Raw genomic sequence first — 24,167 nt, forward strand, 5'->3', positions numbered from 1 at the left:
TAATTAATTTCTACTATGTGGTATCTTAATCTATCTAATATAGAACTGTTAGCACCACTAGCTACTGTTATCTTTTGTTTTCTATTTAATGTAATTCAGCTTCGGCTGTATCTATGCCTTGCTTTGTCTTAGCTTCAACCTTTAAATCAAATACTGAACTATTAGTTGTATTGTCTAACACATTTCCCACATTATCTTCTAAGTGATATGTAACACCATAGTCACCATTAAATAAGTTATCTGCAAAATTTTCAAGATTAACCGTCATAACATCAAAGCTACTCCAATCAATGTGAGTATATCTATTATATTCATCTAATTCTTGATTATCTGCTTTTCCTATTGTAGCAACTTGTGAATTGTCATAATTTGTTACTACAATGCTAGACTTGTCTAAGTTAAGACCTGAGATATTGTCATGTCCTATAAGGCTTACGATATATTCTGTAAAATTAGACTTATCAAGGCCCACAATATTTTCTAGCTTATCTATACCTTCAAGTGTTGGTATATCATTATCACCAATAAGAGATGTATAACCATCTGTATCGTGATAAGTAGTTGTTTCGTTATAACTTATATGTGAGTCATGCCAAGCATCCCTCATAATAACCCAAGGATTAATAAGCATCGAGTTATCGCCTGTTAAAGTAACATTATTATAGCCTGTTCCACATATGCTCTTGCCATCTTTTCCTTTATTAGATGTGAAACTAGCTGAAGTTACTGTCTGAACATTTCCTGTATCTGTACTTGATACATAATCATATCCAAAGCTATCTATGTAATACCAACTAGATGTAGTTGCCTTGTCGCCATTTGCAAATAAAGCCTGGCGTTTATATTGCCAATTAGTTGATTGATTAGTATTTAAATAGTACCCAATTTGAGTACCACTAGCACTTACACTTCCAAGACTTGTAACAATCGGTGTATCTGAATAATAAAAATATCCAGCAGGACTATCAATTGCCTGATTCTTCCATTGTGGAGCGAAAGGTGTATCTGAATTACTTGTATTAGCATTTGGTTTCTCTATATCATTACCATCAGCGTCAGTAAAATGTTTCCATATTGCTACTAAAGTAACTGTTCCGTCCGAACTACGAAGGTTTTTAATTTTTTCATTAGCATTTATATATGACTTTGTACCAATACCGACACTTGGATCTGTATTAGTATTATTGGTGTATCCACCATAATTTGAGCCATCATAGACTTGCCAACTTCTAAACTCATAATCTTCTCTAGTTACGCTATTTGGTGCAGCAACCGTTTCGTCAAAACGAACTTTTCTATCTGGGATTTGTTCCTCATTTGCAAGGTTCATATCGTAATGAACTGTATATGAGATAGGTTTCCATATAGCATAAAATGTAATTGTTGTACCATTACTTACATTCACTCCTGATGACTTTGGTGTAACAGTTGTGCCTACCCTATTTAATCCTCCAAGGCTTGAACTAAAACTTAGAGAACTTCTTCTCTAGTTACGCTATCTGGTGCAGTAACCGTTTCGTCAAAACGAACTCTCTTATCTGGAATTTGTTCCTCATTTGCAAGGTTCATATCGTAATGAACTGTATATGAGATAGGTTTCCAGATTGCGTAAAATGTAATCGTTGTACCATTACTTACATTCACTCCTGATGATTTTGGTGTAACAGTTGTACCTACCCTATTTAATCCTCCAAGGCTTGAACTAAAACTTAGAGAACTATAAGAAGGATTTGTTGACCAGCCCACAAATTCATAGCCTGTTCTTGTTAGTGAACTAGCACTAGGCATTGTTATACTATTACCAGCCTTAACATTTTTAATAGTTGTTACACTACCTGTTGGATTTGTTGTAATGGTATCACCATAGATATTCTTTGTCGTTACACTTGTTGGGTTTGGGTTAAATATAACATCATAGGTGAATTTATAATATATATTTACGGTTGTATCTGCATTTAAAGTCTGTACACCAGTAGAAGTAGTACCAATTTTGGTTTCTGTACCATTTTCCACCTTAGTAATCTTATCTACATAGACATTACTTCTATTGCTTCTTGTAGCATTAATAGAATAAGTATAGCCTTTTGTAACGTTCATATATACATCGCTTTGCCATGCATTTGAATCAGATATTTTAAAATTACCATATGAACCATCTGTAAATTCCTGCCATGAAGAGCCAGTCCAATATAGTGGATTTACATTCAAAACCTTTTGTTGATCTGGATCATCTTCCCAAACGATTGTGATGGTATAATCAGAATTATCTTCTCTAGTTTTAGGAGTGCGACCTGCATTTTTATCAGCAAGCCAGTCTCCTTCATAAATACCACAGTCAACAAGTATTGAATACTTATCTGGCTGATATGTGGACATATATCCTGAATCATCTCTAACACCTGCAATCCTTTTACCTTCTGGTGGGTTAGTTACTTGAATATAAAGATATGGAGTATGACTAGTAAAATTTCCACTTACAGATGTACTGGGAATATCATAACCTTCAGGTCCGAAAGAAAAATCTTCTGTCAACTTACCCCAAGTATCCCTACCGTTTTCCTCTAATGACTTCCAAGCTTTTTCTGCAGATGTACCACTACGCATATTTGCTTCATTATCGTCTGAATCATACCAGGTAATTGTATATGAACCACTTCCGCCCTCTTGATTAATACCAATATAAAATGTTGCATTACTTGTATCTAGAGCGTAAACCACCTTAGATGAAATTGTTATGAATAATAAGATAATTATAAATGTAACTAGAACTAATGACTTCCGACCTTTGTCCTTTTGTGATTGCCATGCTTTTATCATATTAACCTCCTAAGATTTATTTTTTGAGTATTATCACCTCATAATAAATATAGAAGATTAAAATAAAAAAATAGCTACCTCAAAAAGAGATAGCTATATATAATAAATATTTAGTCTATTCCATAGAATAAGGCTGTTTTCCAAACAGAAGCTAGTGCATTTTCAAAGCCTTCATCCTCTGGTACAAATCTAGAAGCCATAACCATACGAGCGATAGTGTTATCTTTATTAAAGACATAAAACCTACCCTTAGCTGTTGGAGTAGCATCTGAATATCTCATGAAATATATTTGTGGATTACTAGTACGCTCTAATTCATCCCATGTTAATTTCCAACTATCTGTTAAATCACGACCATCATGAATTGAAATAGCTGTAATATAAGGGCTTGTTGCTGAACCTTCTGAAATATCACTAGAGCTTATATCTACTGAATTAGATGTATCATTAGCAACTTCATTAGATGAAGAATTATTACTAGCATTTGAGTTAGTAGTTACATTAGAAGAACTATTTGAGCTTGAAACCTGTGCCTGTGCTTCTGCCTGAGCCTTAGCTGCTTCTTCGGCTGCTTTCTTTTGTTCTTGTTCAAGCATATATGTTGCATATTCACTAGCTGTATAAAACTTTAAACCATCATCTGTTGTGAGTACATTAGTTACAACATCCTTATCAACATTAAAGCATACACAGAAGTACATATATACGCTAAAGTGTGTTGTTTCAAAAGTTACGGTGTTATCTTCATAAGTTGTATTACAAGCTTCAAGAGTGTTTGTATCTGGGTTGTAGTAATAAACTCTATATTCTGTTGTATAGCCCTCTGGAGCATTTAACTTATCTAACGTCTTAGTGATAGAAACTGTTCCATTTGGCTGAACCTTCTCGTTATTAGCATCTGTCATATTTAAATCAAATGACTTGACTGTAGTATAACCGCCATCAAGACCTGCGTTTGTAATTGCAGTAGTCATATCAGCAGTTACTTCAACTTCTGAAGAATTAAATGTAAGTCCTTCAAGTTCAACGCCCTCAACGCTTGAACCATCTGCACTTGTAAGAGTATCAGGAGTTGTTTCCGTTACAACTTCTGTTACATTTTCTGATGTATTTTTCTTTGTTCCACATGCTGTTAAAAGACTTGATAGGGCAAGTGTGGAAATTAAAAGTGTTGTTATTAATTTTTTCTTTCTCATAAATTTCTCCTTATAATTATATTGTAAAGAACTGTTTTGTTCTTTTCTGCATTAAATATATAAGTTTTTTTGGTGGATTTTGAAAAATATCTAAAAAAAATCGACTAGATTTCTCTAGTTGACTTTGAATGCGAAAGATAGAAAGTTATATATAGCTTTTTTGCCTTTTAGACTTTTTTGTAAACTTAGTGGTGGGTTTTCTAAGTCTTCTTGTAAACTTAGTGGTGGGTTTTTATTTCACCAAAATAAATTTACTAGATAAATAAAAAAAACGCCATGAACCCATGACGTAAAAAGCTATTAGTGTTAATAAAAATATGTGCGAACTTTTATCTATAGCAACTGGCTGGCATTTTAAAGCCCCTTTAGTTTTGTGTCATAAAGTTTCCTTTATTTTACCTTTTATATATTTACTTAGCAAAGATATTATATAGAGATGGAAGGTGGATGTCAAGAAATAAAAAATAATGCCCACGACTATATATTATATATAGCCGAGAGCATTTTTGTGATTTACTTATAGATAGATTTCTACTATTTAATCTTATAAATAATTATAAAAATGGTAACATATAAATTGGAATATAGTTTATTCCATTTTCACGTTTATAATCTTTTGTATGAACTACATATTTATCCTTTATTCTTCTACTAAATTTATCACAAAACATATCTAATGATTTATGTGCTCTATAATTACCTGATTTTACTTCAATAGGACATATTTTGTTACCAACAGAGATAAGAAAATCTATTTCATAAATATGATTTGATGTTGTATTTTCCATAGTATAATAAAATAAATTATTACCTTTCGTTCTTAGTATTTGAGCAACAACATTTTCATAAATATATCCTAAATTAGTTTCTAGCTTATTTGAAAGTAGTTTGCTATATATAATATTTTCCGTATATTTCTTATCTTTGAACGCTAGTGTTATAAATAATCCAACATCAGAAGCAAACAATTTAAACCGTTTCAAATCTTTGTCTAAAGACATTCCGACATTAGGATCATTTGCACGTAAAGATAGTATTCTTCATGGTTTGAGCCTCCTTATGATTTTATTATAACGCAAATCCCCATATTAATAAAGCTCAAAAATACACAAATCCCCATATTGAAAACTCTAAAAAATACATAAATCCCCATATTGAAAAAGCCAAAATATACATAAATCCCCATAAAATTATTAAAATAATCCTAAAAATAGAAGATTAATATTGTAAAAATATGTATATCACTCCATCTCTAACAACAAAAAAAGCCGACTAGATTTCTCTAGCCGACTTTCCTTTTTATTTAGCTAATAACTTTCTTTTAGATCATCATAATTTTGCGCCTTATTTAAAATTTAAAAGTCTTTAAGTCCTCAACTATTGTTTCAAAATGCATTCCGTGAGATGCCTTAACTAAGATACTATCACCCTTCTTTAAGATATTAGTGATTTCTTTGTTAAATTCATCCTTATTCTTAAAATAATAAGCCTTAGTACTAGAATCAGTGCCTATACCATCATAGATATTCTTAGCTAAATCACCAATTGTAATTACAATATCTATATCCTTATCCTTAATATATTCACCAACGCCGTAATGAAGCTCTTTTTCGTCTTCTCCTAGTTCGAACATATCCCCAAGAATTGCAACCTTTCTTGTTATAGCCATATTAACTACATCAATTGAGGCCTTCATAGACACAGGATTAGCATTATAGCAATCATCAATTACTGTTAAATCTTCTGTCTTAATAATATTATTTCTACCTGCTATTGTCTTTAAATTCGCAATTCCTTCAATAATTTCCTTAGAACTTAAACCAAATTCACAAGCGACTGCTGCCGCTGCTAAACAATTTAATACCATGTGACTTCCTGGAACTGGAACAACTACAGTAATATCACTGACATTATCTGATGTCTTTAAATTGTGCATCTTAAATCTTGTACCATCAAGTCCAAGACTTTCTATCTCATCAGCATAAATATCATTAGACTTATCCTTACCAAAGAAAATAGGCTTAGTTCCCTTTACTTCCTCTACAGTAGCCAATTTATCATCATCACCATTAAGAATAGCCTTTCCGCCATCCTTAATATAGTCAAAGACTTCAGTCTTAGCCTTTAATACACCATCTCTGTCCTTAAGATTTTCTAAGTGACAGTAACCGATGTTAGTAATAACTGCAATATCTGGTCTTGCAATCTTTGCAAGTCTTGTCATTTCATTAAAATCACTGATTCCCATTTCAAGTACTGCAATTTCAGTATCATCTGTTATTCTAAAAACAGTTAATGGAAGTCCAATTTCATTATTAAAATTACCAAGGGTCTTTAATGTATTATATTTTGTGGAAAGTACAGAATAAATTGTTTCCTTAGTACTTGTCTTTCCCACTGAACCTGTAATTCCAACAACCTTTAAATTAGTTAAATTGCCTCTATAAAGACTTGCAAGATCCTTTAAAGCTTTAAGGCTTGATTCTACCTTAATGTAAGCCCCTTTAGGATTATCTAATTCCTTTTCTGAAATTACACATAATGCACCTTTTTCAAAGCATGAGTCAATATAATCATGACCATCACTTCTCTCACCTTTAATGGCAATAAAAAGTCCATTTTCTTCAACTTTTCTACTATCTATTGTAATAGAGCTAACTTCTCTATCTTCTAATGCCTTATGACAATATAACTTTCCGTCACATGCCAAGGCCATCTCTTTAAGCGTCATGCCCTTCATCTTATTCTCCTATATTTAGAGTCCCTGCCCTAATTAATTATCTATTAATTGATAAATCAATTACTTTTTGTGTTAATTCATCAAAACTAATTCCTGCCTCACTTGCTTCATGAGGAAGTAAACTTGTTGGTGTCATGCCAGGAAGTGTATTAATTTCAAGGCAGTAAATATTATTATTCTCATCAAGTAACATATCTACTCTACCATAAATTGTTACACCTGCAACCTTTAAGCATTCCACTGCCCAGTGCTGCATCTGCTTTGTTATATCATCTGGAATATTAGCTGGGCAAACATGCTTTGTTGCACCATCAGCATACTTATTCTCATAATCATACCAACCCTTTAAAGGTACAATTTCAATTACAGGAAGTGGCTTTCCATCTAATACACCAGCAGAGAATTCTCTACCCTTTACATATTCCTCTATTAAAACTGTATCATCTGATTCAAAAGCGTAATCAAGAGCCTTTGTAAATTCATCTTTAGAATTAACAATAGAAACACCTACTGAAGAACCACCATTAGCTGGCTTAACAACGCATGGGAACTGGATATCTCTTGCCTCTTCACCCTTATGAAGAACAATACCCTTAGGCATTGGAATTCCATTAGGAACTAATACTTTCTTAGTTAAATCCTTATCCATTGAAATTGCGCTACTAAGTGAATCTGTACCTGTATATTTAATATCTAATAATTCAAATGTTCCCTGAATCTTACCATCTTCACCGTTAGCACCATGAAGTCCCATAAATACTACATCAGCTTCCTTACAAAGCTTTAATACATTAGGACCAAAAAAGCCCTGTCTTGTTGTCTTTCTATTCTTAATTTCTGTCTCTATTTCATGGCTTTTAGCCTTTAATTCCTTCTCAAGCTCATCTAAATCATTTTTTTCTGTAAAAAATGAAGCAGCCTTATTATCATCTATACCATAAAAAACGTCTAAAACATTAGCGTCATGTCCATTTCTTCTTAAGCTTTCACATACGTAATGACTTGTAACCAAAGAAATATCTCTTTCTGTACTTGTACCACCTGCTAATACTACAATCTTCATAAATTCCTCCTAAAAAGTCCTATATTTAAACATAGAAAGCAATAATTCTATTACCATTTTAGCTCTTAACCCATATAATTTGGCAAGTTAAGACACCATGGTCTAATATAGCACTTGCGCCTGATTAATGCAATAAAGTAATGATTTGTGATAAAATGATAGATATTAATCTTGGAGGTTACTTAATGAGAGCAGTCGATTTACATACACATTCAACTTTTTCTGATGGAACTAAAAGTCCAGAGGAATTATTAAAAATAGCAGTTGAGAAAAATCTAGCAGCCATCGCTTTAACAGACCATGATACACTTGATGGAATTGAGTTTGCCCTAAAAGCTTGTGATAAGATAAATAATTCTGGTGAATTAATGAGCGTTGACCTTCTTACTGGCAAAAAAGCAGCTATTGAATTAATTCCTGGAGTTGAGGTTAGCACCCACTGGGATAAGGTAGAAGTCCATATTGTTGGACTATTTGTTGACCATCACAATAAAGAATTTTTAGAATTTCTTAGAAAGCAAAGGGATTCAAGAATAGAAAGAAATATCAAAGTATGCGAGAATTTCACCAATATTGGAATACCAATTAGCTATGAAACTATGCTTGAAAATTATCCTGATGCTGTTATAACAAGAGCTCATTTTGCAGATTATCTTGTAAAAAATGGATATGTTGGTGATAGAAACGAGGCCTTTGATAGATACTTAAATCCTGGAAAACCAGCCTATGTTAAGCGTAGTAAAGTAGATCCAAAGGAAGCTATTAAATATATTCATAAGGCAGGTGGTATTGCAATTCTTGCCCACCCTATTCTTTATCATCTAGGAAATGAAAGTCTAGAAAGACTTATATCTGAATTAAAGGAAGCTGGACTTGATGGAATAGAAGCACTTTATTCTACATATAAAGCAGCTGATGAACGCCAAATTAAGGAATTGGCCAATAAATACGATTTGCTTTTATCTGGCGGTTCTGATTACCACGGAGATAACAAGCCACACATATCCCTAGGAACAGGTATGGGTAAACTTTTTATCCCCGAAGAAATCTTAGACAAATTAAAAGCATATAGATTATCTACTAAGAATCATTGATTATTATCTATAATAGTTAATAAATCATTTAGGAGAGGAGAAGGATTTGAGAATGCATAAACATACTTAACATCCCTCTTCTTATCTCCTGCCATATCTCCGTGCCAAATGCACATATTAACATCATTTTGTATTTCATTTCTAATAGTGCCAGAACCCCCCACATAAACAACAGTCTTATTATATGTCTTATCATTAACCATTGTATATGTGGTCTTTGTGGCATTATTATAACTTAGTACATTAGTCTGTCTATCAAGGCTAGCCCTCATTTCCCACAAATTAAAATAACTATTATTCTCATTTGGAAAAATAATCTTAATATCAAGATAGTCTCCATAAGCCTTCATATACATAATAGATGAATCATTGGTATCTCTGTATTCACCTGCAAATTTTAATATTTCAACAGGACTTTTAGGAATTGCTTCAGTAGTTTCTACAGTTGTGGCCTCCATAGTTGTCTCCTCTTCACCACTAGAAACTGAACAGGCACTTGTAAAAAGCATAAGTCCCATTAAGAATACTAACACAGCCTTATAGTTTTTTCTAAACATAAGTATCCCCCCTTATATTTATTAAAAAATCTAGCTTTAAACTAATACTTTCTTTTATTATAACTCATCTACAACCTGGAAGATGTAGAATTTAAGATATAAACTTTCATCTGCAGACCAAAGAATTGGATGATCTGGTGACTGAGTTCTATATTCAATCTGGCGAAGTCTTTTGTGTACTGATCTTGCAGCCTCATGAATAGTCTTTGTAAATGTTTCAGGATCCATAAAATGTGAGCAAGAACAAGTTGCAAAATAGCCACCATTTTTAACAAGCTTAAGACCCTTCATATTAATTTCTCTATAACCCTTAATAGCCTTCTTAATTGTAGCTCTAGACTTTGTAAATGCAGGAGGATCAAGAATTACTACATCAAAGCTTTCTCCTGCTTCTACAAGTTCTGGTAAAAGTTCAAACACATCAGCACATTTAAAAGTTACAATATCTTCAAGACCATTTAATCTAGCATTCTCTCTAGCCTGGTTACATCCAAGCTCAGATGCATCAACACCAATAACCTCTCTAGCACCAGCAATACCAGCATTAAGTGCAAAAGATCCTGTATGTGTAAAGCAGTCTAAAACCCTTGCGTCCTTACAGAATTTTTGCATTGCGAGTCTGTTATATTTTTGATCTAGGAAAAATCCTGTCTTTTGACCATCCTTAACATCAACATAATACTTAACGCCATTTTCTTCAATTAGGACTTTAGTATCAAACTCTTCTCCAATAAAGCCCTTAGTACGCTTCATGCCCTCTAATTCTCTAACCTTGGCATCACTTCTTTCATAGACACCACGAATTGGCATGTCTAATTTTTCCAAAGCCTTTTTTACTTTTTCAATAATAACTGGCTTTAAATTATCAATACCAAGAGCTAAGGATTCCACAACTAATACATCACTAAATTTATCAATAACAATACCAGGTAGGAAATCTGCTTCACCAAAAATAAGTCTACAACTAGACATATCAACTGTCTTAGTTCTATAGTCAATTGCTGCATTTACTCTTTTTTCAATAAAGGCTTCATCCACATTCTTTTCAAATCTAGATAACATTCTAACTGTAATCTTAGACTTTCTATTAATAAATCCAATGCCCATGAAATAATCATCAAAGTCGTGAACCTCTACTAATCTACCATCTATAACACCTTCTGAAATTTCATCAATTTCATTATCATAAATCCAAGCTCCGCCGGATTTTATTGTTCTTCCTTCACCTTTTCTTAATTTAACAGTACCTGTAATTGTAAACATATTATCTCCTATTCTGCATTTGTCTTAGTGTATTTTGAAACAACTGCCTTAAAACTGTCATAAGCAGTATTTACATCTTCTTGATCCCAAATCTTATGAAGCATAATCTCATATTGAGCAAAAATCTCATCAATACCTGTATATACAGGCTTAACCATTGAATTTGAATAAATCTCATGTAATCTTATTAAATTAGCATCCTTAGAAACATCGCCTCTTGCAGTAGCTAAACCAGTAAGAGGTGTTATATTTGCTGCATAGTCATAAGAAATTGCTTTAGCTACAGCTCTTGCACAATCAATATCCTGTGTATAAGGATTTACAATAGCCATTGTAGTTGTTGAAAGAGACTTACTTGTTAAGTCAGCTGTTAAACCTGGAACTTCACTTACGCCAAAATCAACAGTCTTATCAATAGCTACAATCTCAGATGCTTTAAAAATCCCATAAGCTAGTTTATTTTGCTTGAATAAATCTAAATAACTAGAGGCACTTTGTGCATCTCTTGCTAAACCATATCTATCTCTTAATTTCTGATATTCAGTTAAGCTATTCTTAAAGCTAGCTTCATCGTTAATATAAATGTTAGTATTATCAATACTATTGCCTTCAAAACTGATGTATTTACCAATAAATGGGAAGTTTGTCATAAAGTTTCCTGTATCATATGCAAAAGGCATAGCAAGACCATCAACTGTCTTTAATTGTTCCATATCAGTGCTTGGTATATCACTAATACTTGAAACTGCCTCAGCATATTTTTTATTGTAACAAAAAGCAGCAGTATCAAAAGTTACAGGATATCCATATAATTGCTCATTATAACTACTTGCCTCTAGGCCTGCCTTACCATAAATATCTTCTGTATAAACCTTATCAAATTCAGTATTTGCTAGAGCTAATCCTCTTAAATAAACCTCTTCTAGGTTATCTGATGAGCAAAGATAAACATCACATGCATTATCATTTCTAATTGATTCGTCATAAATATATTGTAAATAATCTGGTTCAGAAACAAGAACTGGATTAATTTTTACAAGCTCATTGTCATTATTAAATTGCTTAGAAACATAGTCTAAATACTTAGTATAAGTATCGTCATTGTACCAGACATTAACTGTAACTTCTCTTTCTAAATCAAGGTGTTTCGCTGCTGGCTCCTTTTGTTGATTAGTGCAGGCAACTCCTGTAATTGTGCAAAGTGTCGCCATACATATGGCAGCAATTTTCTTAAAATTTATCATAAAATAAACCCTCCATAAGCTCTTTATCTAAAATCATCATAAATAAATTTCATAAAAAAATACCCAAGGTGCTTTAAACACCTTAGGTATTATACTCTATCAACTAAGTATTTTACAACTTTTTGCCATTCTTTAATTTACAAACATTTTTTTAACTTTGTAATCATCTCATCCACGTCAGCCTTTGAAATAATAAGTGGTGGTACAAAACGAATAACATTAGTGCCTGCAGAAAATAGTATAAGACCATTATCAAGTGCCTTAGCTATTAGATCCTTAGGGTTAATACTTAGCTCTAATCCTTGTATAAGTCCCTTTCCACGTCTTTCAAGACACACATCATATTCATCCACAAGCTTTTGTAACTCATCTTCTAGGTATTTGGAAACGCTATTAACATTATCAAGAATCTTATCCTCTTTAAAAATCTGTAAAACCGCATTAGCTGCAGCTGCACATAATGGATTTCCACCATAAGTTGAGCCATGATCTCCTGGAACTAGGGAAGCTGCCACCTCTTCCTTTGCAAGAAAAGCCCCAACAGGAACGCCACAACCAAGTGCCTTAGCAACCGTTAAAATATCAGGCTTAATACCATACTGCTCATAAGCAAACATAGTGCCAGTTCTACCCATACCACACTGAATTTCATCAAAAATAAGTAAGATATTCTTCTTATCACAAAGTTCTCTTACTTTAAGTAAAAAGTCCTTATTAGCTGGATAAACTCCACCCTCGCCCTGTACAGTCTCTAGAATAATTGCAGCTGTTTTATCAGTTACAAGGGCTTCTACACTTTCATAGTCATTAAATGTTGCAAATTTAACCCCTGGAATCATAGGTCCAAAAGCCTCTCTATAGTGAGCGTTGCCAGTTACAGCCAAGGCTCCCATACTTCTTCCATGGAAGGAATGATTCATTGCAATAATCTCACCATCACATGAATTGTTATGATTAAGATAATAATGCTTTTTAGCTAACTTAACAGCACCCTCAATTGCCTCTGTACCTGAATTTGTAAAAAACACTCTATCAAGTCCAGATAATTTTGTTAACTCATTAGCTGCAAGAATAGCTGGCTCATTGTAAAAATAATTAGATGTATGAACAAGCTTATCTATTTGATTTTTAAGTGCATCATTATATTTTTTATTGTTATATCCAAGGGCAAAAACAGCAATACCTGATCCAAAATCAAGATACTTCTTGCCATTTTTATCATAAAGATATACACCATCACCCTTATCTAGCACTATTTGATAACGATTGTATGTATGAAAAAGTTTCTCATCCCCAAGTTTTATTAGTTCTGTAGTTTCCATAATGTCTCCTTTTTTCTTCAATTAATCTTAGAAAAAACTATTCCTGTTCCTGATAGAATTTTTCAGCTTCCTCAGAAAGAATAGCTGTACCAATACCCTTATTAGTAAAAATTTCAAGAAGTAAACAATGTGGAATTCTACCATCAAGGATATGCACTCTTGAAACACCATTTTCAACAGCATCAATGCAATTATTAAGCTTTGGAAGCATGCCTCCACCTATTGTGCCGCCTTCAAGTAATTCTCTAGCCTCGCTAGTTGAAAGTTCAGAAATTAAGGAATCCTTATCATTAAAATCCTTATAAACCCCTTCAATATCTGTTAAGAAGGCAAGTTTTTCAGCTCCAATTGCTCTAGCAATAGCACAAGCTGCATCATCAGCATTTATATTATAGGCATGATGATCATCGCCAAAACCGATTGGGCAAATAACAGGTAAGAAGTCATCCTTTAATAAAGAATGAATAAGGCTTGTGTCTACACTTTTTACATCACCAACGAAACCAATGTCTTCTCCGTCAGATAATTTCTTAGTAACCTTTAGCATTCCGCCATCTTTACCACTAATACCACAAGCCTTAATTCCTAATTCCTCAAGGAGTGATACTAAGCTTTTATTAACCTTATTAAGCACCATTTCGGCAATTTCCATAGTAGGCTCATCTGTAACTCTAAGTCCATTAACAAACTTTGGCTCCATGCCAGCTTTCTTAACCCAAGAGCTAATTTCCTTGCCGCCTCCATGAACAATAATAGGCTTAAAACCAACTAATTTAAGTAAGGCAACATCCTGAATAACCTTTCTTTTTAATTCCTCGTCAACCATTGCTGAACCGCCATATTTTACAACAATAATTTTACGATTAAACTTCTGAATGTAGGGCAAAGCCTCTACTAAAACCTGAGCCTTAAAAAGCTCCTCTTTCATATCAATAGTAGTCATTTTCTTTTTTCCTTCCTTTTTTCTCCAATTATAATTTTGAAAATGTAACTAGAGAGCTTAACTTCTATAGTCTGCGTTAATCTTTACATAGTCAAAAGTCAAATCACAGCCCCAAGCAGTTGCATTCTCACTTCCCTCTTTCATATCGCAAATAGCAACAACAGGATTTTTTGATAAGATCTTAGTAGCCTCATCCTCACTGTAATTAGTAGCTACACCATCTTCAACGATTTTTAACTTGCCAGCTTCAGATTCAAAATAAATATCAACATTTTCAGGATTAAAATCTGCACCAGAATAACCAAGAGCGCAAAGAATTCTTCCCCAGTTAGCATCATGACCAAAAATTGCAGCCTTAGTTAAATTAGATGTAATCACAGACTTTGCCAAAATCTTAGCATCTTTCTTAGTCTTAGCATTTAAAACTCTAGCTTCAAAAAGGCAAGTACAACCCTCACCATCACCAGCAATTTTTTTAGAAAGTTCTGTTAATACATAGGAAAGTGCCTCATAAAACTTATTGTAATCCTCATTTTTACAATCAATTTTCTTATTACCACTAGTTCCATTAGCAAGAACTAATACAGTATCATTAGTTGAAGTATCTCCATCAACAGAAATCATATTAAAGGAATCATCCACAATAGCAGATGTAGCTTCCTGTAAAAGCTTTTTATCAATATTACAGTCAGTAGTAATAAAACAAAGCATAGTAGCCATATTAGGATGAATCATGCCAGCACCCTTACACATACCACCAACTCTAACTAAAGAACCAGCGATTTCAACCTCACAAGCTACTTCCTTAGCTTTAGTATCAGTAGTCATAATGGCAATGGCAGCTTTCTTAGCAGCTTCTCTAGATTCATCAAGATTCTTAGCCATATCCTCAATACCAGCACAAATCTTATCCATAGGAAGCTTAGCCCCAATAACACCAGTAGAAGCCACTAAGCAAGAATTAACAGGTACATCAAGTGCCTTACTAATAGCCTCAGCCTCCATAAGACAGGCATCATCACCCTCTTTACCAGTACAAGCATTAGCAACACCTGAATTAATAACAATAGCACTAGCTAAATCCTCACTATAAACTCTAGCCTTATCCCATTTAACAGGAGCAGCAAAAACCTTGTTAAGGGTAAAAGTACCCGCAGTAACACAAGGAACCTTCGAAAAGATGAAAGCCATATCATCTTTAGAAGAGCTAGCCTTAATACCAGCATGAGTGCTAGCAGCTGCAAAGCCATTAGCAGCAGTAACACCACCATCAATAATCTTAACCATATTTCCTCCTATAATAAAAAAATACACAGGCAACCGCGAAGCCAGTTGCCGTATTCAATTTCCACACAGGCAACAGCGAAGCGCTTTGCCGTCACACTTCCACTTCAGGCAACCGCGTAGCCAGTTGCCGTCACAATTCCCAGCCATTTTTCACTCCCGGTAGGCAACCGCGAAGCTAGTTGCCGTATGATATTCCCTCCCGGCTGTTTCTCACTCCCGGTAGGCAACCGCGAAGCTAGTTGCCGTATGCTATCCGCCTTCGACGGTAGTTCCTCATCGCCGGGGGTGTTGTGTGGCAGTAGCATGGGTGAAGCAGAGATGATTTTGGGAGCCTTCTAAGGCCGTCGGCACTGCATGACCCGGCCGGGGAAACTGGGGCGAAGCCACAGTGAGTTGGGCCGGGAATGCAAGTACCGCTACGAGCCTTAGAGCGCGCGAGCCTGCTCCCAAAATCAGGCTCTGCGAAACCCTGCGTCCCCCACACTCCTCGGGATTACGGAAATAACGGAGCCATCTTCAAGCCCTCATTCTCCTCAAACCCAAACATCAAATTCATATTCTGAACTGCCTGTCCTGCAGCGCCCTTTACCAAATTATCTAGAGCGCCCATCATAATAAGTCTCTTAGTTCTTGGCTCAATCTTAAAGCCAATATCCACAAAATTACTTCCCTCAACCCAACGTGTCTCAGGGCAAATATCTTTTTCTAAGACTCTTATAAAAAACTCATCTCCATAATATTTATCATAGATTGCCTTAACTTCATCATAAGTCACTTCTTTAGTTAAGTTTGCATAGGCAGTCACTAAAATTCCTCTATTCATAGGAACAAGATGAGGTGTAAAAATAAGTTTTATATCATCTCTATTAGCTGCGTAACCTAACTGTTCCTCAATTTCAGGTGTATGTCTATGAGTGCCAACCCCGTATGCCTTCATTGACTCATTGACTTCGCAGAAAAGATTGTTAACCTTAGCACCTCTACCAGCACCGCTTGTACCACTTTTTGCATCAATAATAATTGTATCTGGATCAATGATTCCTTCCTTAACCATTGGATACAATGTAAGAATTGATGTAGTTGTATAGCATCCTGGATTAGCAATAATTCTTGTATCCTTATTTATCTTATCTCTGTTAATTTCACATAAACCATAAACTGCTTCATCTATATACTGTGGAGCTTTATGTTCAATTTTGTACCACTCTTCATATATATTAACATTTTTTAATCTAAAATCAGCAGATAAATCAATAATTTTTGTTTTATTCAATATATCATCATTAACTAAAGATGCACATAAACCCTGTGGAGTTGCTGTAAAAATCACATCAACCTCACTTGCTAATGCTTCCATATTGTCATCTAAGCACTTCGCATCAACTAATTTGAACATATTCCTATATACATCAGAATATTTTTTATCAACATAAGATCTAGATCCAAGCCATACAATTTCCACATCTTTATGTCCTAGTAAAAGTCTAACCAACTCATTACCAGCATATCCTGTAGCACCTATAATTCCTACCTTAACCATAAAAAGCCTTCCTCCATGCATATTATTCGCATCTCATGAATAAATATTCATTAGATAAGTTTCATTATAACAAGTTTTCCTTAGTTGTAAAGGGGTTTATCTGATTTTTTGATTTTTGCATAATTATACATTATTTTTGCATAAAAATACAAAATATTCATTTTTCCTATTGCTTTTTTAAATACTGTGGTATATCATATGGTTCAGAGAGTTATTTTCTTTACAAGATTAATTAACTTTTAGAATATAATAACAGACCTAGTTATTAAAAAAATGGAGGAAAGAAAATATGAAAGAGAAGGTTATTTTAGCTTATTCAGGCGGACTTGATACAACTGCCATCATCCCTTGGTTAAAGGAAAATTTCGATTACGAAGTTATTTGTGTTTGTGCTGACTGTGGTCAGGAAGAAGAATTAGATGGCTTAGAAGAAAGAGCTATTTCATGTGGCGCTAGCAAGCTCTACATCGAAGATTTAACTGATGAATTCTGTGATGAATATATTGTTCCATGTGTTCAGGCACATGCAGTTTATGAGAATAAATATTTACTTGGTACATCAATGGCAAGACCTCTTATTGCTAAGAGATTAGTAGAAATCGCTAGAAAAGAAGGCGCAACAGCAATCTGCCACGGTGCTACAGGTAAGGGTAATGACCAGATTAGATTTGAACTTACAATTAAGGCTCTTGCACCAGATATCAAGATTATTGCAGCTTGGAGAAATGAAAAGTGGACAATGCAGTCTCGTGAGGATGAGATTGAATATTGTAAGCAGCATGGAATTAATCTTCCATTCTCAGCTGACACAAGCTACAGCCGTGATAGAAACATTTGGCATATCAGCCACGAGGGTCTTGAACTTGAAGATCCAGCTAATGAGCCAAATTACGACCACTTACTCGTATTATCTCAGACACCTGAGAAGGCTCCAGATGAAGGAGAATATGTAACAATCGATTTTGAAGCTGGTGTTCCAAAGAAGGTTAATGGTCAAGCTATGAAGGTTTCTGATATTATTAGAACTCTTAATAAGCTTGGTGGTAAGCATGGTATTGGTATCATTGATATCGTTGAAAACCGTGTTGTTGGTATGAAGTCTCGTGGCGTTTATGAAACTCCTGGTGGAACAATTCTTTACGAAGCACATCAGCAGCTTGAAGAGTTAGTTCTTGATAGAGATACAACAACAATGAAGCTTGATATGGGTAACAAATTTGCTCAGATCGTTTATGAAGGAAAGTGGGAAACTCCTCTTCGTGAAGCTTGTCAGGCTTTCATTGAATCAACTCAGAAGTATGTAACAGGCCAGGTTAAGTTTAAGCTCTACAAGGGTAACATCATCAAAGCTGGTACTACATCACCATATTCACTTTATAACGAATCTATCGCATCATTTACAACTGGTGACCTATACGATCATCACGATGCTGAAGGCTTTATCAACCTCTTTGGTTTATCACTTAAGGTTCGTGCTATGAAGGAAGCTGAAAATAATAAGTAATTATTAGAAAAATACTTACCTTACATCTTGTAAGTAAAAGCTATAAATAAAAGCTATAAGTAAAAGCTATAAGTAAATGTGTCAAATAAGAAAAAGAACTGGAAAGTTCCTAAGATAATCAATCCTAGGACTTCCCAGTTTTTTTATTATAATAAAGCATCCATTCTTAAAAAACTTCTAATAGACTTCTAATAAATTTTTCTTAGCTAAAAAAACCGCAGGGGCAAAACCCCTACGGCTATATTTAAATACAAACAAAACAGAATTATTAAAACTTAGATTATGGGGACTTCTCCCCGTTTTTTCTTAAAATTAACAAAAAGTATTCTCACAAATAATACGGCTTAAATATTATTCATATAAAGGATACTTATCTGTAAGGCTCTTAACTAGCTCCTTAGCCTTACTTTCATCACCATTATCAACAAGTAAATGAATAGCTTCAGCTACCACATCCATATCAGCTTCATTAAAGCCTCTTGTTGTTACTGCTGCTGTACCAAGTCTGATACCACTTGTAACAAATGGAGATGCAGGATCATTAGGAATTGTGTTCTTGTTACATGTAATGTTAGCTGCATCAAGAAGCTTTTCAACTTCCTTACCTGTCTTATTCTTAGATAATAAGTTTACTAACATTAGATGGTTATCTGTTCCACCTGAAACAAGGTCAAAGCCTCTATTTGTAAGACCGTTAGCAAGTGCCTTAGCATTCTTAACGATATTTTGTGCATATACCTTGAAACTTGGATCAAGTGCTTCCTTTAAGCAAACTGCCTTAGCTGCAATTACGTGCATTAAAGGGCCACCCTGTGTTCCTGGGAAAATTGCCTTATTTAATTTATGCTCTTCTGCAAATTCCTTAGATGATAAAATCATACCACCTCTAGGTCCGCGAAGTGTCTTATGTGTTGTAGTTGTTACAACATGTGCATATGGAATTGGGCTTGGATGAGCACCACCAGCAACAAGGCCAGCAATATGTGCCATATCAACAAATAGATAAGCGCCTACTTCATCTGCGATTTCTCTAAATCTCTTAAAGTCTATTGTTCTTGCATAAGCAGATGCGCCTGCAATAATCATCTTAGGCTTACACTCCTTAGCAATTCTTTCAACTTCATCATAATCAATATAACCGTCAGCTGTAACGCCATAAGGAACAATATTAAAATAAGTACCTGAGATATTAGCTGCTGAACCATGTGATAAATGTCCACCACAGTCAAGGCTCATACCCATAACTGTATCACCTGGCTTTACAAGTGCAAAGAACACTGCCATATTAGCCTGTGCACCTGAATGTGGCTGTACATTAGCATAAGTACATCCAAATAGTTCTTTAGCTCTCTCAATTGCTAAAGTTTCCACAACGTCTACATACTCACATCCGCCATAATATCTCTTACCTGGATAACCTTCAGCATACTTGTTAGTAAGTGGACTTCCCATTGCTGCCATAACAGCCTTACTTACGAGGTTCTCTGAAGCGATAAGCTCAATATGGCTTCTCTGTCTTCCTAGTTCTTCATCCATAGCTTTAGCTAAGTCTGGATCAAAACTAGCAACTTCATTAAATGAATACATACAAATCCTCCCAAATTGTAATTCATAAGAACTTTCTAGGTTTAAAAGCCCTTACGATTATTTATAATATAATAATAATGTGATATAAGTCAATTAATTTTAAAAGTATGGTTGGCGTTTACCTGGCCTTATTGCCCATATGTGTGGTTGGTGTTTGTCTGGCCTTATTGCCCATATGCATTATTTTTTCTGCTCTAGGTCAACAAATCTAGAAATTTCTTAGTTGCTTTTCATCTTTTTCGCCCTCTTTTTTCTCTTATGGGTAATTCTCAGTTTTAAAATCCCCAAAAAAGCAAGAAAACGTTGCCTTTATGAGCAACTTTCTTACAATACGGATTAGTTGTAAATTTATTGAACTTTCCAAAAGCAAGATTTGTAATCTTTTTGGCAACTTTTTTGCTCATTTAGTCAACTAACCTACTAGATAGGGCAAGATATTTCAAATCCCCCACTAGTTAAGCTAGAAATCTCCCGTCTCATAATCCCCAAAAAAAGCAAGAAAACTAGAAAGCCCCGTCCTAGCAATAAAAAAAGGAGCCGTCCGGCTCCTTTTTACAAGCAGGTCTATACCTGCAATCTTTATTAGTTTTCTTCTGTCTCATCCTTAGCAATATCAATGCTTAATTCCTTGAGCTGCTTTTCATCAACAACATCTGGTGCGTTAGTAAGGAGACAGCTTGCGTCCTTAACCTTAGGGAAGGCAATAACGTCACGGATTGAATCGCGCTTAGCCATAAGCATTACAAGTCTATCAAGACCATAAGCTAAACCAGCGTGTGGCGGAACACCATACTTGAAGGCATCAAGTAAGAATCCGAACTTCTCATTAGCTGTTTCTTCTGTAAGGCCAAGAGCCTTAAACATACGTGACTGAATATCAGCCTGGTGAATTCTTACTGAACCACCACCGATTTCTGTACCGTTAAGTACGATATCGTAAGCCTTAGCACGTACTGCACCTGGATCTGATTCAAGCTTATCTAAATCTTCGTCCATAGGCATTGTAAATGGATGGTGCATTGCTACCCATCTTTCTTCCTCATCTGACCATTCAAACTGAGGGAATTCTGTTACCCATAAGAATTTATAATCGTTCTTATCAAGTAAGCCCATCTTATCAGCAAGCTCAACTCTTAATGCACCAAGTACATTCCAAACGATCTTATTTCTATCAGCTGCAAAGAGTAATAAATCACCCTTCTCACCGTCAAGAGCCTTAACTAAGGCATCCATTTCTTCATCAGTCATAAATTTAGCAAATGAAGACTTATATGTACCATCTTCATTAATGCAAATATAAGCTAAGCCCTTAGCACCATAACCCTTAGCAAAATCAACTAAAGCGTCAATCTTCTTACGAGGCATGCTGCCCTGACCCTTAGCGTTAATACCACGAACTGAACCGCCATTCTCAAGAGCTGATGTAAATACACCAAAGCCGCAATTCTTAACGATTTCAGATACGTCATGAAGTTCCATACCAAAACGAAGGTCTGGCTTATCAGAACCAAATCTATCCATAGCTTCCTGCCATGTCATTCTCTGAATTGGAAGCTGTACATCAACATCAAGTACTTCCTTGAAAAGATATGCAAGTAATCTTTCGTTAACATCGATTACATCATCAACATCAACAAATGATAATTCCATATCGATCTGAGTAAATTCAGGCTGTCTATCAGCTCTTAAATCCTCATCTCTGAAACATCTTGCAATCTGCATATATCTATCATAGCCAGAGCACATAAGCATCTGCTTAAATAACTGTGGTGACTGTGGAAGTGCATAGAACTTACCAGGATGAACTCTTGATGGTACTAAATAATCTCTAGCACCTTCTGGTGTAGACTTAGTAAGCATTGGTGTTTCGATTTCAAGGAAACCTTCATTAGCAAGGAAAGCTCTTGTTAAAGTAGCAACCTTACTTCTCATAATGATATTTGACTGAATATCAGGTCTTCTTAAATCAAGACATCTATATTTAAGTCTAATTTCTTCCTTAGTTTGAATATTTTCTTCAATTGGGAAAGGAGGTGTCTCAGATTCTGAAAGAATTCTAAGAGACTCTGCGATAACTTCAATATCACCAGTCTTTAAATTCTCATTTACGGCACCTGAACGCTTATTAACTGTACCCTCTACAGCAATAACGAATTCGTTACGAAGTGTATAAGCCTTATCAAAGCCTTCCTTACCAATTACATTTTCATCAAAAAGGATCTGTAAAAGACCACTTCTATCTCTTAAATCTACGAAGATTAAAGCACCTAAATTTCTTCTTTTTTGTACCCAACCCATAACTGTAACTTTCTCTCCAACGTTGGCGCTAGATACTTCTGTACATCTATGAGTTCTCTTCAAACCTACCATTGACTCTGCCATGATTAGTTACCTCTTTCTAAAAAAATATAAGTCATAAAACACAACCTTTATAATAATAAATTATCGCTAATTTTTCAATAGGCAATTGTCTTCGTTCGTTTAAAGCGTTGGCTTGATAGAGCTACATTTATAATGCTATATTACCCTTGCTTAAAAAGAAAAGAAGGAAGGATACAATGAAAAATTATACGAAAGGTCCAATCTTTGGGCAAATGCTTATTTTTAGCATACCTTTGATTTTTACCAATCTGCTCCAAGTCTTATTTAACCTATGTGACGTTGCAGTTGTTGGTCGATTCGCAGGTTCAATTGCCTTAGGAAGTGTTGGTTCATCAGTAATCTTGGTGCAACTTTTTCTTGCTTTCATAATTGGTATGAGTGGAAGTATTAACGTTCTCACAGCTTTGTATATTGGCGCCAAGAATAAAAAAGAGTTATCAGAAACAGTTCATACCAGTATTATTATCAGTTTTGTAGAAGGAGTTATTATACTAATTATTGGTATAACTTTCTCTCCTATCATTTTAAAATTACTCCACACTAAAGATGATTTAATTAGCGGTGCCATTCTTTATGCAAGAATATGTTCTGTAGGAATGCCAGCTCTTGGAATTTATAACTGGGGTAATGCCGTATTATCAGCTACAGGTAATACTAAAAAACCGCTTTATTTCCTAACAATTAGCGGCGTAATAAATATAGTATTAAACTTATTTTTTGTAATTATTTGCCACTTGGGAGTTGCAGGCGTGGCATTAGCTAGTGTTATTTCTCAATATATTTTGGCAATTATTATTATTGTTGCTATGCTTAATGAAAAATCTGACGCAAAATTAGAATTAAAAAAGATAAGAATCACAGAAAAAAAGGTAAAACCTATTGTGTCTCTTGGCGTGTTATCTGGCTTTCAAAGTGCAGTTTTTCACTTTGCTAACCTCTTTGTTCAAGCCGGTGTTAACAGCTTTGATACCATTCTTGTATCAGGCAATTCTGCTGCCACTAACGCAGATAGCATTGTCTATGAAAGTATGGCTGCCTTTAATACAGCAGGCGCTACATTTATCGGACAAAACTACGGTGCTAAAGATAAAAAGCGTATGCTAAAAAGCTACTTAACAGCCCTATTCTCATCAATGACCTTAGGTTTGATTATGGGAATTGCCCTATTATTCTTTGGTAAAGAATTCTTGTCTCTTTTTTCCAATGAGACAAATGTAATAAATGCTGGTCTAAAAAGACTTAATCTTATGGCTGCATCTTATTTTATTTCAGCATTAATGGATGTATCAATTGCTGCAAGCCGCGCCCTACATAAAAGTGCATGGCCAACTTTTATTGTTATAATGGGCTCTTGCGTATTTAGAGTTTTATGGGTAAAGACAGTATTTGCACTTATAGGAAGCATTCCTTCCCTTTATTTACTCTACCCATTCTCATTTATAATTACAGGTGTTGCTGAAGTTGCATACTTTGTTTACTGTTATAAAAAGATTTCTTTTAAATCCGATTCGACAACTAACAAGCATGAAGCAATATTGATTTAAATAAAAGGATTATCCTAGACTTAATGTCTTTTGGATAATCCTTTTTCATTAATTCCATTAGAATAACCAACCATCTGAAATACA

General features: G+C 34.6%; 18 protein-coding genes and 1 riboswitch. Of the genes, 3 read left to right on the forward strand and 15 right to left on the reverse strand.

Annotated features, from left to right (window positions below; translation table 11 throughout):
- Positions 1–85 precede the first annotated feature (85 nt).
- The 6 genes from T537_RS0106870 to T537_RS0106895 all read right to left on the reverse strand — a co-directional run bounded on the left by T537_RS0106870 (position 86) and on the right by T537_RS0106895 (position 7,816).
- Positions 86–1,405 carry a hypothetical protein gene (locus T537_RS0106870; RefSeq protein WP_031556859.1) on the reverse strand — a complete coding sequence of 440 codons (1,320 nt, stop codon included), beginning with the start codon at positions 1,403–1,405 and terminating at the stop codon, positions 86–88.
- Positions 1,406–1,470: 65 nt separating this feature from the next.
- Entirely contained in the window at positions 1,471–2,817 is a 1,347-nt protein-coding gene (locus T537_RS0106875) for an InlB B-repeat-containing protein (protein WP_031556861.1), read from the reverse strand.
- Between the two features lie 110 nt (positions 2,818–2,927).
- Entirely contained in the window at positions 2,928–4,013 is a 1,086-nt protein-coding gene (locus tag T537_RS0106880) for a hypothetical protein (protein ID WP_031556863.1), read from the reverse strand.
- A gap of 334 nt (positions 4,014–4,347) precedes the next feature.
- Positions 4,348–4,423: riboswitch (cyclic di-GMP riboswitch) on the reverse strand.
- Positions 4,424–4,567: 144 nt separating this feature from the next.
- The gene (locus T537_RS0106885; protein ID WP_081823264.1) at positions 4,568–5,014 is read right to left on the reverse strand and encodes a DUF4143 domain-containing protein; all 447 of its coding nucleotides are present in this window, start codon (positions 5,012–5,014) and stop codon (positions 4,568–4,570) included.
- Between the two features lie 347 nt (positions 5,015–5,361).
- Positions 5,362–6,753, reverse strand: coding sequence for a UDP-N-acetylmuramoyl-tripeptide--D-alanyl-D-alanine ligase (locus T537_RS0106890; protein ID WP_031556867.1), 1,392 nt, complete (start codon positions 6,751–6,753; stop codon positions 5,362–5,364).
- 37 nt (positions 6,754–6,790) lie between these two features.
- Positions 6,791–7,816, reverse strand: coding sequence for a D-alanine--D-alanine ligase (locus T537_RS0106895; protein WP_031556869.1), 1,026 nt, complete (start codon positions 7,814–7,816; stop codon positions 6,791–6,793).
- 185 nt (positions 7,817–8,001) lie between these two features.
- Between T537_RS0106895 and T537_RS0106900 the strand changes: the two genes are divergently transcribed.
- The gene (locus tag T537_RS0106900) at positions 8,002–8,910 is read left to right on the forward strand and encodes a PHP domain-containing protein (protein ID WP_031556871.1); all 909 of its coding nucleotides are present in this window, start codon (positions 8,002–8,004) and stop codon (positions 8,908–8,910) included.
- Here the strand turns inward: T537_RS0106900 and T537_RS0106905 are convergent.
- The 7 genes from T537_RS0106905 to argC form a co-directional block, all read right to left on the reverse strand.
- Positions 8,904–9,467, reverse strand: a complete 564-nt coding sequence (locus tag T537_RS0106905) for a hypothetical protein (protein WP_031556873.1) — start codon at positions 9,465–9,467, stop codon at positions 8,904–8,906. The genes T537_RS0106900 and T537_RS0106905 overlap by 7 nt on opposite strands.
- 57 nt (positions 9,468–9,524) lie before the next feature.
- The gene (locus T537_RS0106910; protein WP_031556874.1) at positions 9,525–10,730 is read right to left on the reverse strand and encodes a class I SAM-dependent rRNA methyltransferase; all 1,206 of its coding nucleotides are present in this window, start codon (positions 10,728–10,730) and stop codon (positions 9,525–9,527) included.
- A gap of 8 nt (positions 10,731–10,738) precedes the next feature.
- The gene (locus T537_RS0106915) at positions 10,739–11,974 is read right to left on the reverse strand and encodes a sugar ABC transporter substrate-binding protein (protein ID WP_031556875.1); all 1,236 of its coding nucleotides are present in this window, start codon (positions 11,972–11,974) and stop codon (positions 10,739–10,741) included.
- A gap of 137 nt (positions 11,975–12,111) precedes the next feature.
- On the reverse strand, positions 12,112–13,296 hold the full coding sequence (locus tag T537_RS0106920) for an aspartate aminotransferase family protein (RefSeq protein ID WP_031556877.1): 1,185 nt from the start codon (positions 13,294–13,296) through the stop codon (positions 12,112–12,114).
- Between the two features lie 37 nt (positions 13,297–13,333).
- A complete protein-coding gene (argB, locus tag T537_RS0106925) occupies positions 13,334–14,239 on the reverse strand; it encodes an acetylglutamate kinase (RefSeq protein ID WP_031556879.1) in 906 nt (301 codons plus the stop codon).
- A 57-nt stretch (positions 14,240–14,296) separates the two neighbouring features.
- The gene (gene argJ / locus T537_RS0106930; protein WP_027438107.1) at positions 14,297–15,526 is read right to left on the reverse strand and encodes a bifunctional ornithine acetyltransferase/N-acetylglutamate synthase; all 1,230 of its coding nucleotides are present in this window, start codon (positions 15,524–15,526) and stop codon (positions 14,297–14,299) included.
- Positions 15,527–16,019: 493 nt separating this feature from the next.
- Positions 16,020–17,066 (reverse strand): N-acetyl-gamma-glutamyl-phosphate reductase, encoded by a 1,047-nt coding sequence (gene argC, locus T537_RS0106940; protein ID WP_031556884.1) that lies wholly within the window; start codon positions 17,064–17,066, stop codon positions 16,020–16,022.
- Positions 17,067–17,355: 289 nt separating this feature from the next.
- Here argC and T537_RS0106945 point away from each other — a divergent pair, with 289 nt between their 5' ends.
- On the forward strand, positions 17,356–18,570 hold the full coding sequence (locus T537_RS0106945) for an argininosuccinate synthase (protein ID WP_027438109.1): 1,215 nt from the start codon (positions 17,356–17,358) through the stop codon (positions 18,568–18,570).
- A gap of 351 nt (positions 18,571–18,921) precedes the next feature.
- Here the strand turns inward: T537_RS0106945 and glyA are convergent, their stop codons facing one another.
- Together glyA and aspS are read right to left on the reverse strand one after the other, a co-directional pair.
- On the reverse strand, positions 18,922–20,157 hold the full coding sequence (gene glyA / locus T537_RS0106950; protein ID WP_031556886.1) for a serine hydroxymethyltransferase: 1,236 nt from the start codon (positions 20,155–20,157) through the stop codon (positions 18,922–18,924).
- Between the two features lie 582 nt (positions 20,158–20,739).
- Positions 20,740–22,539: an aspartate--tRNA ligase gene (aspS, locus tag T537_RS0106960; RefSeq protein ID WP_031556889.1), complete on the reverse strand. Its 1,800-nt coding sequence runs from the start codon at positions 22,537–22,539 to the stop codon at positions 20,740–20,742.
- A 176-nt stretch (positions 22,540–22,715) separates the two neighbouring features.
- On the opposite strand from aspS, the gene T537_RS0106965 reads away from it, so the two are divergent.
- Positions 22,716–24,083: an MATE family efflux transporter gene (locus T537_RS0106965; protein WP_034244389.1), complete on the forward strand. Its 1,368-nt coding sequence runs from the start codon at positions 22,716–22,718 to the stop codon at positions 24,081–24,083.
- Positions 24,084–24,167: the final 84 nt, after the last annotated feature.

Source organism: Lachnospira multipara LB2003, from assembly GCF_000702205.1.
GTDB classification, from domain to species: Bacteria; Bacillota; Clostridia; order Lachnospirales; family Lachnospiraceae; genus Lachnospira; species Lachnospira multipara_A.

What these genes read in the sequence shown, in the direction of transcription:
- T537_RS0106875 (WP_031556861.1), bottom strand. Translation starts at nt 2,817, where the DNA reads ATGATAAAAGCATGGCAATCACAAAAGGACAAAGGTCGGAAGTCATTA.
- T537_RS0106880 (WP_031556863.1), bottom strand. Translation starts at nt 4,013, where the DNA reads ATGAGAAAGAAAAAATTAATAACAACACTTTTAATTTCCACACTTGCC.
- T537_RS0106885 (WP_081823264.1), bottom strand. Translation starts at nt 5,014, where the DNA reads ATGTCTTTAGACAAAGATTTGAAACGGTTTAAATTGTTTGCTTCTGAT.
- T537_RS0106890 (WP_031556867.1), bottom strand. Translation starts at nt 6,753, where the DNA reads ATGAAGGGCATGACGCTTAAAGAGATGGCCTTGGCATGTGACGGAAAG.
- T537_RS0106895 (WP_031556869.1), bottom strand. Translation starts at nt 7,816, where the DNA reads ATGAAGATTGTAGTATTAGCAGGTGGTACAAGTACAGAAAGAGATATT.
- T537_RS0106900 (WP_031556871.1), top strand. Translation starts at nt 8,002, where the DNA reads ATGAGAGCAGTCGATTTACATACACATTCAACTTTTTCTGATGGAACT.
- T537_RS0106905 (WP_031556873.1), bottom strand. Translation starts at nt 9,467, where the DNA reads ATGTTTAGAAAAAACTATAAGGCTGTGTTAGTATTCTTAATGGGACTT.
- T537_RS0106910 (WP_031556874.1), bottom strand. Translation starts at nt 10,730, where the DNA reads ATGTTTACAATTACAGGTACTGTTAAATTAAGAAAAGGTGAAGGAAGA.
- T537_RS0106915 (WP_031556875.1), bottom strand. Translation starts at nt 11,974, where the DNA reads ATGATAAATTTTAAGAAAATTGCTGCCATATGTATGGCGACACTTTGC.
- T537_RS0106920 (WP_031556877.1), bottom strand. Translation starts at nt 13,296, where the DNA reads ATGGAAACTACAGAACTAATAAAACTTGGGGATGAGAAACTTTTTCAT.
- argB (WP_031556879.1), bottom strand. Translation starts at nt 14,239, where the DNA reads ATGACTACTATTGATATGAAAGAGGAGCTTTTTAAGGCTCAGGTTTTA.
- argJ (WP_027438107.1), bottom strand. Translation starts at nt 15,526, where the DNA reads ATGGTTAAGATTATTGATGGTGGTGTTACTGCTGCTAATGGCTTTGCA.
- argC (WP_031556884.1), bottom strand. Translation starts at nt 17,066, where the DNA reads ATGGTTAAGGTAGGAATTATAGGTGCTACAGGATATGCTGGTAATGAG.
- T537_RS0106945 (WP_027438109.1), top strand. Translation starts at nt 17,356, where the DNA reads ATGAAAGAGAAGGTTATTTTAGCTTATTCAGGCGGACTTGATACAACT.
- glyA (WP_031556886.1), bottom strand. Translation starts at nt 20,157, where the DNA reads ATGTATTCATTTAATGAAGTTGCTAGTTTTGATCCAGACTTAGCTAAA.
- aspS (WP_031556889.1), bottom strand. Translation starts at nt 22,539, where the DNA reads ATGGCAGAGTCAATGGTAGGTTTGAAGAGAACTCATAGATGTACAGAA.
- T537_RS0106965 (WP_034244389.1), top strand. Translation starts at nt 22,716, where the DNA reads ATGAAAAATTATACGAAAGGTCCAATCTTTGGGCAAATGCTTATTTTT.